The following is a 14,624-nucleotide window of genomic DNA, read 5'->3' on the forward strand; positions in this document are numbered from 1 at the left end:
TAGAACGCTGAAGCGGGCCAGACGGCCCGCTTTTTTCATGTCTGCTGCGCGGGCTACACCGTTAGGCGGGCACTGACAAGCTTCGCCAGCGCAGCATTTGATGCGCGTCGACTATGGCACGATGTAATTTGCCTGCTACACCTGTCCTGCTTAGCATTAAAACCATTCAGTCTTGCTTTGCGGAGAAGTGTGATGAACCAGCCTCGCCTGCTGTATCTGCAATCCGGCGGCCCCACCGCCGTACTCAATGCCTCGGCCCAGGGCGTGATTGAAACCGCCCGCAAGCTGGGCATCTCGGTGTATGCCGCCCGCGATGGCCTGGCCGGCCTGCTGGAAGACCGGCTGGTGAATACCGATGGCGTGTCCGATCACGACATCGCCCGGCTGGGTTTTCTGCCCGGCGGGCATTTTGGTGTCAGCCGCCGCATGATAGGCAGTTTCGACGAATCTCCTGAAGACTGGCTGCGCATGAAAGCGGTGCTGGCACGTCATGGCATTCATTATCTGCTGATCAATGGCGGCAACGGCTCGCTGGGCTGTGCCGCGCGGCTGGCGGATTTCCAGCGTCATACCGGCCACGCCCTGCATGTGATCGGCATTCCCAAGACCATAGACAACGATCTGGTCGGGACTGACAACAGCCCGGGCTATGGCTCGGCGGCCAAGTTCCTGGCCAGCACCATGCTGGAAGTGGGCATGGACATGATCAGCATGGGCCGCGGCCGGGTATTCATCATGGAGGCCATGGGCCGCCATACCGGCTGGCTGGCGGCGGCACCGGCTGCGGCGCGCATTCACGGCGGGCAGGCACCGCATATCGTGTTGCTGCCGGAAGTGCCGTTTGATCAGGACAAGTTTCTGGCTGCGGTGGATGCCAGTCTGGCGGCACATGGCCAGTGCGCCATCTCGGTGGCAGAAGGCCTGGTGGATGCTGCCGGACGCTTTGTCACCGAGGCCAATGCTTCGGCCATTTATGGCCATGAGCAACTGGGCGGGGTGGGGAGCTGGCTGGCGGCGCTGCTCAAGCGTGAGCGCGGCCTGTCCGCCCATGTGGCGCAGGTGGATTATCTGCAACGCGCGGCCGGGCATCTGGTGTCGGCCACCGATGCCGCGCAGGCTTACCAGATGGGGCAGCAGGGCGTGGAGTGGCTGCAGGCCGGCCGCAGCGGCGTGATGGCCGGTATCCGCCGCCTGTCCGATCACCCATACCGCTGGGAAGTGGCCGACTTTCCGCTGGCCGAAGTGGGAGACATGGAAAAGGCCTTTCCGCCGCATTTCATTGCCGCCGATGGCTATGGCGTGACCCAGGCTTTTCTGGATTACTTGCTGCCGCTGATGGAGGGCGAGCGCATGCCGCCTTTCCGTCAGGGGGTGCCGGATTACCGGCGTATTGAATGGCCGCCGGTGTGACCCCATTTACTGGCGGCAGATGTCACCAGATGTCACTCGGGACCGGGCACTGGCCCGGTTTTTCATTTTCCGCGCAGCAGGACGGGCAGTGTGCAGGCGCTTCGCGGGGGCTTGACGACTCTGCTACAATTTCCCCTTTTACCCAAGCACAGGTTATCTAGATCATGCTGAACGTGTACAACACCCTGACTCGCCAGAAAGAAGAGTTCCATCCCATCGAACCGGGCAAGGTGCGTATGTATGTGTGTGGCATGACGGTGTACGACCTCTGTCATATCGGCCATGCTCGCATGCTGGCGGCCTTTGACGTGATCTACCGCTGGCTCAAGGCCTCCGGCTACGATGTCAACTACGTGCGCAACATCACCGACATCGAGGACAAGATCATCAAGCGTGCGCTGGAGCGTAGCATTACCCCGGACCAGTTGGTGGCGGAAACCATCGCCGACATGCACCAGGATGCCGCTGCGCTGAATCTGCTGCCGCCAACGCACGAACCGCGCGCCACCCATCATGTGGGCGGCATGATTGCGCTGATCGAACAACTGATTGCCAATGGCAAGGCCTATCCGGCCCCCAATGGCGATGTGTATTACGCGGTGCGTGAATTTGAAGGCTACGGGAAGCTGTCCGGCCGTACGCTGGACAAGCTGCGCGCCGGTGAGCGGGTGGAAATCGACCCCAACAAGCGCGACCCGCTGGACTTTGTGCTGTGGAAAGCAGCCAAGCCGGGCGAGCCGTCCTGGGACAGCCCGTGGGGTGCTGGTCGTCCGGGCTGGCATATCGAATGCTCGGTGATGAGTTGCCACCATCTGGGCGAGCATTTCGACATTCACGGTGGCGGTGAAGACCTGCAATTCCCGCACCATGAAAACGAAATCGCCCAGTCCGAAGGCGCGCATGGCCACCAGTATGTGAATTACTGGCTGCACAACGGCTTCATCAATGTCGATGGCGAGAAGATGTCCAAATCGCTGGGTAATTTCTTCACCATCCGCGACGTACTGCAGCATTTTGACGGCGAAGTGGTGCGTTTCTTCATCGTGCGCAGCCACTACCGCAGCCCGGTCAACTACACCGACAGCATCCTCAACGATGCCAAGCAGGGCCTGACCCGCCTGTACACCGCGCTGCGCGGTCTGGCGCTGCCGGAAAGCACGGGCATTGACTGGAGCAACCCGTACGCTGCGCGCTTCAAGGCAGCGATGGACGACGACTTCAGTTCCTCCGAAGCCGTTGCCGTGCTGTTCGAGCTGGCCGGTGAAGTCAACAAGAGCCGCGATGTGCAACTGGCTCGCCTGATGAAGGACCTGGGCGGTGTGCTGGGCCTGCTGCAACGTGAGCCGGAGGAATTCCTCAAGGCCGGGGCTGGTGAGGGCGAATTGACCGCAGAGCAGATCGAAGCCCTGATCCAGGCGCGTCGTGATGCACGTGCCAACAAGAACTGGGCCGAGTCCGACCGTATCCGTGACGAGTTGATCGCCAAGGGTGTGGTGCTGGAAGACAATGCGCAGGGCACCAGCTGGCGTCGTGCCTGAGCCTGCATTGCTGACCGGCTGAGCCCAGGGCGGCAGTCTGATAAAGGCTGTCGCCATTTTCGTTTCGGGCGACTTGTCAAGTGCTGATAAAGGGCGGATAATGCTCCGCTTCACCAAGTAGTACAGGCAAAACCCCTGTACCCGTAACCAAGGAAGCTCATCATGCGCGCTGATATTCACCCGAACTACAAAGAAGTTGCGGTTACCTGCTCCTGCGGTAACACCTTCACCACCCAGTCCACCATGGGCAAGGACGCCTTCCACATTGAAGTGTGCTCCAGCTGCCACCCGTTCTACACTGGCAAGCAGAAGATTGTTGATACCGCCGGCCGTATCGACAAGTTCAACCAGAAGTTCGGTGGCTTCTTCAAGCGCTAAGCTTGTAAGCTTTGGAAAAAAGGCAGCCTTGGCTGCCTTTTTTCATTTCCGCTGCGTGTGCTTGCACATTAAAATAACGCTTTCTCCAGACTGGCGCGCGCCTCGATGCTGACGTACTCCCCGCAAAACGCCACCGTTCCCGTTCCCACCGAAAAACCCTGGGTGCTGCTATTGCTGTGTTTTGTCTGGCTGTGGCCAGGCATCATCGGCCATGATCCGTGGAAGCCGGACGAACCCTATGTGATGGCGGTAGTGGAAGGCATGCTGCGTAGCGGCAACTGGCTGCTGCCTACCATCCAAGGTGTGCCTTACCTGGAGTCGCCGCCGCTGTATTACTGGGTGGCCGCCGGGCTGGCCCGGCTGTTTTCCCCCTGGTTGCTGCCGGCGCACGATGCAGCCAGGCTGGCTACACCGCTGTTCATGGCACTTGGGCTCACCCTGGCCGGCATGACCGGGCGCGATCTGATTGGCCGTCGGCATGGCCGTAGCGTGGTGATGATATTGATTGGCTGTCTGGGCCTGATTGTCACCGGCCACCAGATGACGCCAATGGTGGCTAGTTTTACCGGCTTTGCCGCTGCCTTTTATGCCTTGTCGCTCACCCTGCGCTCGCCGGGACTGGCCGGGGCCATCCTGGGTGCAGGCAGTGCTACACTGTTCCTGAGTGCCAGCCTGCTGGAAGTGATGCTGGTGTGGGCGGTGGTACTCTTCCTGCCGGCTTTCACTGCCTGGCGTAACAAGCGCTATGCCATCACCGTGTTCATGGCTTTGCTGGTGGCCTTGCCGGTGGCACTGATCTGGCCGCTGGAGTTGTCCCGCAGCTATCCGGCGCTGTTCCGCCTGTGGTGGGAACACCATGCGCTGGGCCCGCTGGATGGCTTTGGCAAGGTAGGGCTGTTTCACGGTTTTGGCTACTACACCTTCAATACCATCTGGTTTGCCTGGCCGGCCTGGCCGCTGGCAGCCTGGACGCTGTACCGCAACCGCAAGTACGAGCTGCCCATGCTGCAGCTGCCACTGATGTTCTTTGCCGTGGTGCTGATCATGCTGACGCTCTCTGTGCGCAAGAGCATGGATTACGCCATGCCGCTGCTGCTGCCGCTGTCCCTGCTGGCTGCGGTGGAGCTGGATAATCTGCGCCGTGGCGCGGCTGCCTTTCTCAACTGGTTCGGCCTGATGGCTTTTGGCGTATTCGGCTTGCTGATCTGGGCGGGCTGGGCGGCGATGAACTATGGCTGGCCGGAGCGACTGGCCGGGCGCGCACAGTATTTCAGCCCCTACTATGTGCCGCATGTGTCGCTGGTGGCCGCCATCTTTGCCATTCTGGCTACCATGACCTGGATCTGGGCGGTAACCCGCAGCCATGTACGTGGTCGGCAAGCCATTACCAACTGGGCTGCCGGGCTTACCTTGTGCTGGGGGCTGGCACTGTCCCTGTGGCTGCCGTGGCTGGATGCGGCCAAGAGTTACCGCCCGGTGGTGGAAAGCATGCGCCGCGCCTTGCCCGCTGTACTGGCCGACAACACGCAGTGCATTGCCACCGACCGGCAAAACATGATGGCGCGTATCAGCTGGCACTACTATGCCGGGATCGATCTGGTGGCGTATCCAGCCGGGGAGAGCAGCCCTTGCGACTACCTGTTGCTGATGCGTTCGCGCAGTGAGGGCCTGGCCGAACCGGGTTGGGCCTTGTTGTGGCAGGGGGCAAGACCGCGGGAGAAATATGAGTTGTTCGGCCTGTTCCGGCGTTCAGCCCACTAGGCCTGTAGCTGGCTGGCATGGCGTAATCAAACAGCAGGCCGGAGATTATCCGGCCTTTTTCATTTGCAGGGCATGCTGGAGCTTGGGGTCAGGACTGCAATGCCGCCATGACCTCAGGCAGGTTCTCGGCCAGGGCAAACAGCTCGCGCTCCTCGAAGCGGACATGGGCAGTCATGGCATCGGCAAAGGCCTGCAGGATGGCCGGGCTGGCCAGCGCGGCATGCTGCATCAGTTGATGCAGGTGGGCATGCTCATCCAGCGTGCGTTGTACCAGCCCGGTGTTGCCGGCCTGGGCCAGTGCCGGCAGTAGCGCGCGTTCTTCCTCGGCAAAGTGGGCTTGCAGGGTTTGCTGATAGTGCAGTCTGATGCTATCGGCTACATGTTGCCATTGCGCCTGGTCATCGCTACGCGCTGCCTTGCCCGCCTGCATGGCCAGCGACAGGGCGTGGTGGTGATCGCGGGATAGGGGGGTAAGGGCTGCGCTGCGTTTCATGCTGTAACCTGTTGCTGATATTGACGATAGTTTACAACCATTGCGGCAAGCTGCCTTGATGGCTCTCAATTCTGCCGGGCTTGCCGTGGGCTGTACATTATATTGTCCGGTATTTGCGACAAGGGCTTCCCACCGGGAAGCCCTTGTTCTGCTCAATCCTGCGGCATTGGGTCAGCTTTGCAGCTGCGGCAGATCGGCAAACAGCCTGAGCGCTTCCGGATTGGCCAGTGCACTGAGATTGTTTACTGGCTCACCGTGAATCACGTTTTTGACCGCCAGCTCGACAATCTTGCCACTGATGGTGCGCGGGATATCCGCCACTGCAATGATGCGGGCCGGAACATGGCGCGGGCTGGCACCACGTTTGATCTGCTCGCGCAGGCGGGCCGCGAGCGCTTCATCCAGCTGGCAACCTTCACGCAGTCGTACAAACAGCACCACGCGTTCGTCGTCCTGCCAGCGCTGGCCTACGGCCAGGCTTTCCAGAATTTCGGCAAAGCCTTCTACCTGGCGGTAGATTTCTGCCGTACCAATGCGCACCCCACCCGGATTGAGTACGGCATCGGAGCGGCCATAAATCACCAGCCCGCCGTGTGCGGTGATTTCGGCATAGTCACCATGGCACCAGATATTGTCGAAGCGGCCAAAATAGGCCTGGCGATATTTGCTGCCCTGCGGGTCCTGCCAGAAGCCCACCGGCATCGACGGGAAGGGGCGGGTGCAGACCAGTTCGCCTTTTTCCTGCCGTACCGGCCGGCCATGGCTGTTATAGATGTCCACGGCCATGCCCAGGCCACGGCATTGCAGCTCACCGCGGTATACCGGCAAGGTGGCGCATCCCAGCGCAAAGCAGGAGACGATGTCGGTGCCGCCGGAGATAGAAGCCAGATTGATGTCCTGCTTGATGTTGGCGTACACCCAGTCATAACTTTCTGCCATCAGCGGCGAGCCGGTGGAGAATACGGCGCGTAGCGCATCCAGCCGGTACTCCCGCGCCGGGACCAGGTCTATCTTGCGCAGCCCGTCGATGTATTTGGCCGAGGTGCCGAAATGGCTGAACTGCCATTGTTGGGCGTAATCCCACAGCACGCGACCGTGGGCGGCAAACGGGGAGCCGTCATACAGCATCAGCGCCGCGCCGCTGGCCAGGCCGGATACCAGCCAGTTCCACATCATCCAGCCGCAGGTGGTGAAGTAGAACAGGTGATCGCCCTGATGCACATCGCCATGCAGCTGATGTTCTTTCAGGTGCTGCAGCAAGGTACCGCCGGTGCCATGCACGATGCACTTGGGTTTGCCGGTGGTGCCGCTGGAGTACAGGATGAACAGCGGATGGTTGAATTCCACCCGGACAAACTGCAAGGGACGCACAGCGAAGCGGGCAATGAAATCGTCCAGCGTGATGGTGCGCGGCAGGCTTTCGGCAAAGGCAGCGGTTTCGCCCAGATAGGGGACGGCAATGAACTGCTGTACCGAAGGCAGACCGGCTGCCAGCGCCTGCATCTTGTCGCGGATGTCGATCTCTTTGCCGCCATACCAGTAGCCATCCGGACAGAACAGCAGCTTGGGTTCGGTCTGGCCGAAGCGGTCGATGGCTCCGTCGATGCCGAAGTCGGGCGAACAACTGGTCCACACCGCACCCAGGCTGGAGGCAGCCAGCATGGCGGCCACGGTTTCCGGCATATTGGGCAGGAAGCCGGCCACGCGGTCGCCTGCCACAATGCCGGCGGCCTGCATGCCCTGCTGCAAGCGGGACACCAGTTGGCGCAGCTGCTGCCAGCTGTAGCGGGATTTGACCTTGTCTTCGCCCCAGAACACCAGGGCGGTGGCATCGCCATCGTGACGCAGCAGGTTTTCAGCGTAGTTGAGGCGGGCCTGGGGGAAAAAGCGTGCTGCCAGCATATCGTCGCCGTGCTCCAGCACGGTATCGCCCTTGTCGCCGATTACGCCGCAATAATCCCAGACCAGTCCCCAGAAGCGGGCCGGGTCGTTCACACTTGCTTGCCACAGGCTGTGGTAGTCAGGCAGCGGGCGGTCATATGCGGCCTCCGCCAGTTTGCCAAAGGCATGCAGGTGGGAGCCTGCCACGCGCCGGGGGGAGGGTTGCCAGATCGGGGGGGTGAGCTGCTCCATGATTCTCCTCTTTATCTTGTTCCGCGCGGCATTGCCTGGCGTGGGACGGGCGGCTTCAGCGTGCTGCGGCCAGCGCCTGCGCCACCTTGGAGCCGGGCTGGCGGCCCAGCAGACCGGCGGCAAACCAGGCGGTTTGCACCAGTGTCGGCAAGTCTATGCCACAGTCCACGCCCAGGCCATGCATCAGGTACACCACGTCTTCGGTGGCGACATTGCCGGATGCCCCACGAGCATACGGGCAGCCGCCCAGCCCGGCAATCGAGGAATCGAATGTTCTGATGCCAGCCTGAAAAGAAGCATGAATATTGCTGATGGCCATGCCGTAGGTATCGTGGAAGTGACCTGCCAGTTGTGCAATTGGCACAAGCTTGCTGACTGCTTCCAGCATGTCCAGTACCCGGTTGGGTGTGCCCGTGCCTATGGTGTCGCCCAGTGAAATCTCGTAACAGCCCATGTCCAGCAGACGGGCAGCCACTTCTGCCACCTTGGCCGGGGCAATCGGCCCTTCATAGGGGCAATCCACCACGCAGGACACATAGCCGCGCACGCGGATGCCCTCGCGCCGTGCTGTAGCCATCACGCTGTCAAAGCGGGCCAGGCTTTCGGCAATGCTGGCATTGATGTTTTTCTGGCTGAAGCCTTCACTGGCGGCACCAAACACAGCGATTTCACGCACGCCAGCTGCCAGAGCCTGTTCCATGCCTTTGTCGTTGGGCACCAGCACCGGGTAATTCACCGCACCAGACAGCTCCAGTGCTTGCAGTACGTGCAGGCTGTCGGCCATTTGCGGCACCCATTTGGGCGAGACAAAAGCCCCGGCCTCAATGGTGGTAAGGCCGCTTGCAGCCAGGCGGCGGATCAGTTCCAGCTTGCTGGCGGTATCCACCTGCTGTTTTTCGTTCTGCAGCCCGTCACGCGGGCCGACTTCGACGATTTTCACGGTTGGCATATCGTGTTGTCCTCCGGATCAGGCGGCGTCGAAGTCGAGCAACTCGTCGCCATCACACACTTGTTCGCCAGCGGCGAAATAGAAGGCATGCACCACACCATCGGCTGGGGCATGGATGGTGTGCTCCATTTTCATGGCTTCCAGAATCAACAGGGGCTCCCCCTTGCTCACCTGCTGCCCGCTGCTGGCCAGCAAGGCCACCACCCGGCCGGGCATCGGCGCTTTCAGGTGGGTGGCGCCATGTACTTCTTCCGAGCTGGCGGCGTAGGGGTCCACCCAGCTCACTTCCAGCCGTTCGCCTTGCAGGAACAATACCCGTTGCTGCCGCTGGCTGACGACCGTGGCCCGCAGTTGTTGTCCGTCCAGCGTGACATGCCATTCACCGTGTTGCAGCCGTGCCATGGCATGATATGTCTGTCCTGTCACCGTCACGGCAAAACCGTGGTCCAGATGGCGCACGCTGACACTGTGCAGGGTGTCGCCGTGCATGAATTGCTGGATGGTTTCCAGCTGACCATTCAGTCGCCAGCCTGCGCGCACCGGGAAGTCCGTCTGCGCGCCCAGCGTCTGGGCCAGCGCCAGCACGGCCAGCTGCTCGCCACTGGCCGGGGCGGCTGGTGGCAGCAAGGTGTCCTGATAGCGAGCGATCAGGCCGGTATCCACCGCACCGCTGGCAAAGCTGTGGTGCTGCACAATGCGGCGCAGGAAGGCGATATTGGTGGTGACACCGGCCACCTGGTATTGCGCCAGTGCTGCATCCAGCTGTTGCAAGGCGGCAGCCCGGTTTTCGCCCCACACGATCAGCTTGGCAATCATCGGGTCGTAGAACGGGCTGATGCTGTCGCCTTGTTCCACCCCAGTATCGATGCGTACCTGTGCGCTTTCGGCAGGGGTGGCCAGGTGAATCAGCTGGCCGGTGGCCGGCAGGAAGCCCTTGTCCGGGTCTTCCGCATAAATACGCGCCTCGATGGCGTGGCCGTGAATCTGCAGTTCGTCCTGCCGCAGCGGCAGCGGCTGACCGGCGGCCACTTGCAATTGCCAGGCCACCAGGTCTTGCCGGGTGATCATCTCGGTCACCGGATGTTCTACCTGCAGGCGGGTGTTCATTTCCATGAAGTAAAACTCACCGGGGCGGCCATCGTCCTTTACCGCCATGATGAATTCCACTGTCCCCGCCCCGACATAGCCCACCGCACGGGCGGCGGCGCAGGCGGCTTCGCCCATGGCCTGCCGGGTGCTGACCGGCAAATCCGGTGCCGGGGCTTCTTCCAGTACTTTCTGATGGCGGCGCTGCACCGAGCAGTCACGCTCGAACAGATAGACACAGCCTCCCAGGCTGTCGGCAAACACCTGGATTTCCACATGGCGCGAACGCGGCAGGTATTTCTCCACCAGCACCTTGTCGTCACCAAAGCTGGCGGCTGCTTCGCGCTGGCAGGAGGCCAGCGCAGCGGCGAAATCCTCGCTGCGCTCGACAATGCGCATGCCCTTGCCACCGCCACCGGCGCTGGCCTTGATCAGTACCGGATAGCCGATACGGTCGGCCTGCTGGTGCAGGAAATCCGGCTCCTGGCGCTCGCCGTGATAGCCGGGCACCAGCGGTACGGCTGCTTGTTCCATCAGTGCCTTGGCGGCGGACTTGCTGCCCATGGCGGCAATGGCGCTGGCCGGCGGGCCGATGAAGGCGATGCCGGCAGCAGCGCAGGCGGCGGCAAAGTCAGCGTTTTCCGACAAAAAGCCATAACCGGGGTGGATGGCCTCGGCACCGCTCTGGCGGGCAATGTCCAGAATCAACCCGGCCTTGAGATAGGATTCCGCCGCCGGAGCCGGGCCCAGTCGCCAGGCTTCGTCGGCCAGTCTGACAAAGCGGGCATCGGCATCGGCATCGGAATAAACGGCAACAGTGGCAATGCCCAGCTGGCGTGCGGTCTTGATCACCCGGCAGGCGATTTCTCCGCGGTTGGCAATGAGGATTTTCTTAAACATGGCAGTCTCCCGCGGCGAAATCGCCACGGCGCAGGCGCGCCGCCATGCGATGTTGCTGCGCAGCTGCGTAGCCTTGCGGCTGCTGGTCACCATGGTTGGCGATGAGGATTTTCGTGAACATGGCAGCGTCCTTATTGTTCTTGTTGCCAGGCGGGCGGGCGTTTGTCGAAGAAGGCGGCCAGGCCTTCGCGGGCTTCCTGTCCGCTGCGGGTACTGGCAATGCGGCTGGCGGTATCGGCCAGCAGGTCGTCATCCCAGGGTGAGCCTTCATGCAGTTCGGCCAGCAGGTCTTTGGCGGCCCCCAGTGCACGTGGTGCGCCTTTGGCCAGTTCGCTGGCGATGTCGGCGATGCGCTGGTCCAGCATGTCGGCCGCGACAACTTCATGCACCAGGCCGATACGGGCGGCGGTGGCGGGGTCAATGCGCTCGGCCGACAGGAAGTAGCGCCGCGCCTGCCGCCAGCCGATGGCATCGGCCACATAAGGGCCGATGGTGGCCGGAATCAGGCCCAGCCGCACTTCGGTCAGGCCAAAGCGGGCGGCGTCGGTGGCAATGGCAATGTCACATACGGTAGCCAGGCCGGTGCCACCGGCAATGGCCGGGCCGTGGATGCGGGCGATTACCGGCTTCTGGCTGCGGTAAATGGCCTTGAGCATGGCGGCCAGGCGCTGGGCATCGGCCAGGTTTTCTGCTTCGCTGTAGCCGGCGGCGCGGCGCATCCAGTCCAGGTCAGCCCCGGCGGAAAAGCTTTTGCCATGTCCGGCCAGCACGATGACGCGCACGCTGTCGTCCAGTTGCAGTGCCTTGAAGGCGGCGGTCAGCTCGGCAATCAGCATTTCGTTCAGCGCATTGTGCAGTTCCGGGCGGTTCATCCAGACAGTGGCGGTGCTGCCGCTGCGATGGATATCGAGAGTCTGATACTGGCTCATGGCGCTTCCTTACATGCGGAACACGCCAAAGCGTGTTTTTTCGATGGGCGCGGACAGGGCGGCTTCCAGTGCCAGGCTCAGTACATCGCGGGTCTGGGCCGGGTCGATGATGCCGTCGTCCCACAGCCGTGCGCTGGCGTAATAAGGGTGGCCCTGGCGTTCGTATTGTTCGCGTACCGGTGCTTTCAGCGCTTCTTCCTGCTCGGCGGTGAAGGCCTCGCCCAGTTGTTCCTTCTTGACCTGTGCCAGCACCCCGGCGGCCTGTTCGCCACCCATCACCGAAATGCGGCTGTTAGGCCACATCCACAGCATGCGCGGGCTGTAAGCGCGGCCACACATGCCGTAGTTGCCAGCCCCGAAGCTGCCGCCAATCAGTACGGTGAACTTGGGTACGCTGGCGCAGGCCACGGCGGTAACCAGCTTGGCGCCATCCTTGGCGATGCCGCCGTTTTCATACTTCTTACCCACCATGAAGCCGGTGATGTTCTGCAGGAAGATCAGCGGAATGCCACGCTGGCAGCACAGTTCGACAAAGTGCGCTCCCTTGAGGGCCGACTCGGAAAACAGGATGCCGTTATTGGCGATGATACCCACGCGCCAGCCATTGAGCCGGGCAAAACCGGTGACCAGCGTCGTGCCGTAGTTCTGCTTGAATTCGTCAAAGTCGGAGTCGTCCACCAGTCGGGCGATGATTTCACGCACATCAAACGGCTTTTTCGGGTCGGCCGGAATCACGCCGTAGATTTCCTCGGCGGCATGGCGTGGTGCTTTGGGTTCGGTGCGGTCCAGCACGCCTTGTTTGTGCCAGTTGAGGTCGGCCACGATGCGGCGGGCAATGCCCAGGGCGTGGGCGTCATTCTGCGCCAGATGGTCGGCCACACCGGAGATGCGGGCGTGTACATCGCCACCGCCCAGTTCTTCTGCGGTGACGACTTCGCCGGTAGCGGCCTTTACCAGCGGCGGGCCGCCCAGAAAGATGGTGCCTTGTTCCCGCACGATGACGGTTTCATCCGACATGGCCGGCACATAAGCGCCGCCTGCAGTGCAGCTGCCCATCACCACGGCAATTTGCGGAATGCCGGCGGCAGACAATTGGGCCTGGTTGTAGAAGATGCGGCCAAAGTGTTCCTTGTCGGGAAACACTTCGTCCTGCAGTGGTAAAAAGGCTCCGCCGGAATCCACCAGATAGACGCAGGGCAGGCGGTTTTCCTTGGCAATTTCCTGCGCGCGCAGATGCTTTTTCACCGTCATCGGGTAATAAGTACCACCCTTGACGGTGGCATCGTTGGCGATGATCAGGCAGTCCACCCCGGCAATACGGCCGATGCCGCTGATCAGGCTGGCCCCGGGGGCATCATCGTTATACATGCCAAAGGCGGCCAGCTGGGACAGTTCCAGAAAGGGCGCGCCGGGGTCCAGCAGCAGGTTGATGCGCTCGCGCGGCAGCAGCTTGCCACGCGCGGTATGTTTTTCACGGGCTTTGTCGCCGCCGCCCAGCGCCGCCTGGGCGACTTTCTGTTTCAAGTCATCCACCAGCGCACGCATCTTGTCGGTATTGGCCTGGAAGTCTGGCGCGCGGGGGGAGAGTTTGGATTCGATGACTGGCATGGAGAGCCTCTTGTTTTTGTGCCGATCCGTCAGGTTTTTTCAAAGCCAAGTAAAGCAAGGCAAGACGAAGAGCGTGGAGAAAGCGGCTGAGGCAAGGCGCGCCGCCGCAGTCAGTACATTGGGTACGGCCAGGCGGCGCAACGCGGCTTCAGGCGTTTTATCCCGCTCTTAACGTGTCTCGGCCATCAGTTCGCGGCCTATCAGCCAGCGGCGGATTTCACTGGTGCCCGCGCCGATTTCATACAGCTTGGCATCACGCAGCAGGCGGCCGGTGGCGTATTCATTAATATAGCCATTGCCGCCCAGGCACTGGATGGCGTCCAGCGCCATCTGGGTGGCGTTTTCGGCGGCATACAGGATGGCCCCGGCAGCATCCTTGCGCGTCTGGCGGCCGGTATCGCCCCGGTCCAGTGCCTGGCCCACGGCATAGACATAAGCACGGCTGGCGGACAGCTTGACGTACATGTCGGCCAGCTTGCCCTGCATCAGCTGGAAGTCGCCGATAGCCTGACCAAACTGTTTGCGGTCATTCAGATAGGGGACGACGATATCCATGCAAGCCTGCATGATGCCCAGCGGGCCTGCCGACAGTACGGCGCGTTCGTAGTCCAGCCCGCTCATCAGCACTTTCACGCCATTGCCTTCGCCGCCCAGCACGTTTTCGGCCGGGATTTCACAGTTGTCGAAGAATAGCGGGTAGGTGTTGGAGCCGCGCATGCCCAGCTTGTCCAGCTTGCTGCCATGCGAGAAACCGGCAAAGCCCTTTTCCACGATGAAGGCCGTGATGCCTTTGGGCCCGGCGTTGACGTCGGTCTTGGCATACACCACCAGGGTGTCGGCATCGCCGCCGTTGGTAATCCACATCTTGCTGCCGTTCAGTACATAACGGTCGCCTTTTTTATCGGCGCGCAGCTTCATGCTGACCACATCGGAACCGGCATTGGGTTCGGACATGGCCAGCGCGCCCACGTGTTCGCCGGAAATCAGCTTGGGCAGGTAGCGGGCTTTTTGTTCGGCGGAGCCGTTCTTGCGGATCTGGTTAACGCACAGATTGGAGTGCGCGCCGTAGGACAGGGCGACCGAAGCCGAGGCACGGCTGATTTCTTCCATCACGATCATGTGGGCCAGATAACCCATATTGGCGCCACCGTATTCTTCTTCGGCGGTGATGCCCAGCAAGCCCAGGTCACCAAACTTGCGCCACAGGTCAGCTGGAAAGAGGTTGTCACGGTCGATGTCGGCGGCGCGCGGGGCGATTTCGGCGTCGGCAAAATCCTTCACGCTCTGGCGCAACATGTCGTAAGTGTCGCCGTGGTCAAAACGCAGGCTGCTGTACATGGTGTTTCTCCTCGGTGCCGGTCGTGGCGGCTGTGCCTGACAGGCTATTGTGATGGTCGCGTTACTGCTTTGAATATTGAATTACGTTTACGTAAGCGTCA

At 61.6% G+C, this 14,624-nt stretch carries 12 protein-coding genes; 4 read left to right on the top strand and 8 right to left on the bottom strand.

Features of this window, described 5'->3' with window-relative positions; all coding sequences use genetic code 11:
- Positions 1–192 precede the first annotated feature (192 nt).
- From QVF59_RS08090 to QVF59_RS08105, 4 genes are all read left to right on the top strand, one after another.
- Positions 193–1,410, top strand: a complete 1,218-nt coding sequence (locus tag QVF59_RS08090) for a 6-phosphofructokinase (protein WP_287878725.1) — start codon at positions 193–195, stop codon at positions 1,408–1,410.
- Positions 1,411–1,574: 164 nt separating this feature from the next.
- Positions 1,575–2,948 (top strand): cysteine--tRNA ligase, encoded by a 1,374-nt coding sequence (cysS, locus tag QVF59_RS08095; protein ID WP_159878531.1) that lies wholly within the window; start codon positions 1,575–1,577, stop codon positions 2,946–2,948.
- 162 nt (positions 2,949–3,110) lie between these two features.
- Positions 3,111–3,326, top strand: coding sequence for a 50S ribosomal protein L31 (gene rpmE / locus QVF59_RS08100; protein WP_045847109.1), 216 nt, complete (start codon positions 3,111–3,113; stop codon positions 3,324–3,326).
- Positions 3,327–3,431: 105 nt separating this feature from the next.
- Complete coding sequence (locus tag QVF59_RS08105) at positions 3,432–5,087, top strand: ArnT family glycosyltransferase (RefSeq protein WP_287878730.1); 1,656 nt, start codon at positions 3,432–3,434, stop codon at positions 5,085–5,087.
- Between the two features lie 88 nt (positions 5,088–5,175).
- Here the strand turns inward: QVF59_RS08105 and QVF59_RS08110 are convergent, their stop codons facing one another.
- The 8 genes from QVF59_RS08110 to QVF59_RS08145 all read right to left on the bottom strand — a co-directional run bounded on the left by QVF59_RS08110 (position 5,176) and on the right by QVF59_RS08145 (position 14,523).
- Complete coding sequence (locus QVF59_RS08110; protein ID WP_159878527.1) at positions 5,176–5,580, bottom strand: hemerythrin domain-containing protein; 405 nt, start codon at positions 5,578–5,580, stop codon at positions 5,176–5,178.
- Positions 5,581–5,751: 171 nt separating this feature from the next.
- The gene (locus QVF59_RS08115; protein ID WP_287878733.1) at positions 5,752–7,713 is read right to left on the bottom strand and encodes an acetoacetate--CoA ligase; all 1,962 of its coding nucleotides are present in this window, start codon (positions 7,711–7,713) and stop codon (positions 5,752–5,754) included.
- Between the two features lie 55 nt (positions 7,714–7,768).
- Positions 7,769–8,662 (bottom strand): hydroxymethylglutaryl-CoA lyase, encoded by an 894-nt coding sequence (locus QVF59_RS08120; RefSeq protein WP_287878736.1) that lies wholly within the window; start codon positions 8,660–8,662, stop codon positions 7,769–7,771.
- An 18-nt stretch (positions 8,663–8,680) separates the two neighbouring features.
- Complete coding sequence (locus QVF59_RS08125; protein WP_287878739.1) at positions 8,681–10,648, bottom strand: acetyl-CoA carboxylase biotin carboxylase subunit; 1,968 nt, start codon at positions 10,646–10,648, stop codon at positions 8,681–8,683.
- The gene (locus tag QVF59_RS08130) at positions 10,641–10,769 is read right to left on the bottom strand and encodes a hypothetical protein (protein ID WP_287878742.1); all 129 of its coding nucleotides are present in this window, start codon (positions 10,767–10,769) and stop codon (positions 10,641–10,643) included. The genes QVF59_RS08125 and QVF59_RS08130 overlap by 8 nt, the downstream gene beginning before the upstream one ends.
- A 10-nt stretch (positions 10,770–10,779) precedes the next feature.
- Positions 10,780–11,577 (bottom strand): enoyl-CoA hydratase/isomerase family protein, encoded by a 798-nt coding sequence (locus QVF59_RS08135; protein WP_287878745.1) that lies wholly within the window; start codon positions 11,575–11,577, stop codon positions 10,780–10,782.
- A gap of 9 nt (positions 11,578–11,586) precedes the next feature.
- The gene (locus tag QVF59_RS08140; RefSeq protein ID WP_287878748.1) at positions 11,587–13,185 is read right to left on the bottom strand and encodes a carboxyl transferase domain-containing protein; all 1,599 of its coding nucleotides are present in this window, start codon (positions 13,183–13,185) and stop codon (positions 11,587–11,589) included.
- 168 nt (positions 13,186–13,353) lie between these two features.
- The gene (locus QVF59_RS08145; protein ID WP_287878751.1) at positions 13,354–14,523 is read right to left on the bottom strand and encodes an isovaleryl-CoA dehydrogenase; all 1,170 of its coding nucleotides are present in this window, start codon (positions 14,521–14,523) and stop codon (positions 13,354–13,356) included.
- Between the last annotated feature and the right edge of the window lie 101 nt (positions 14,524–14,624).

The sequence above is a fragment of the Aquitalea sp. genome, assembly GCF_030150775.1.
In the GTDB taxonomy this organism is placed as follows: domain Bacteria; phylum Pseudomonadota; class Gammaproteobacteria; order Burkholderiales; family Chromobacteriaceae; genus Aquitalea; species Aquitalea denitrificans.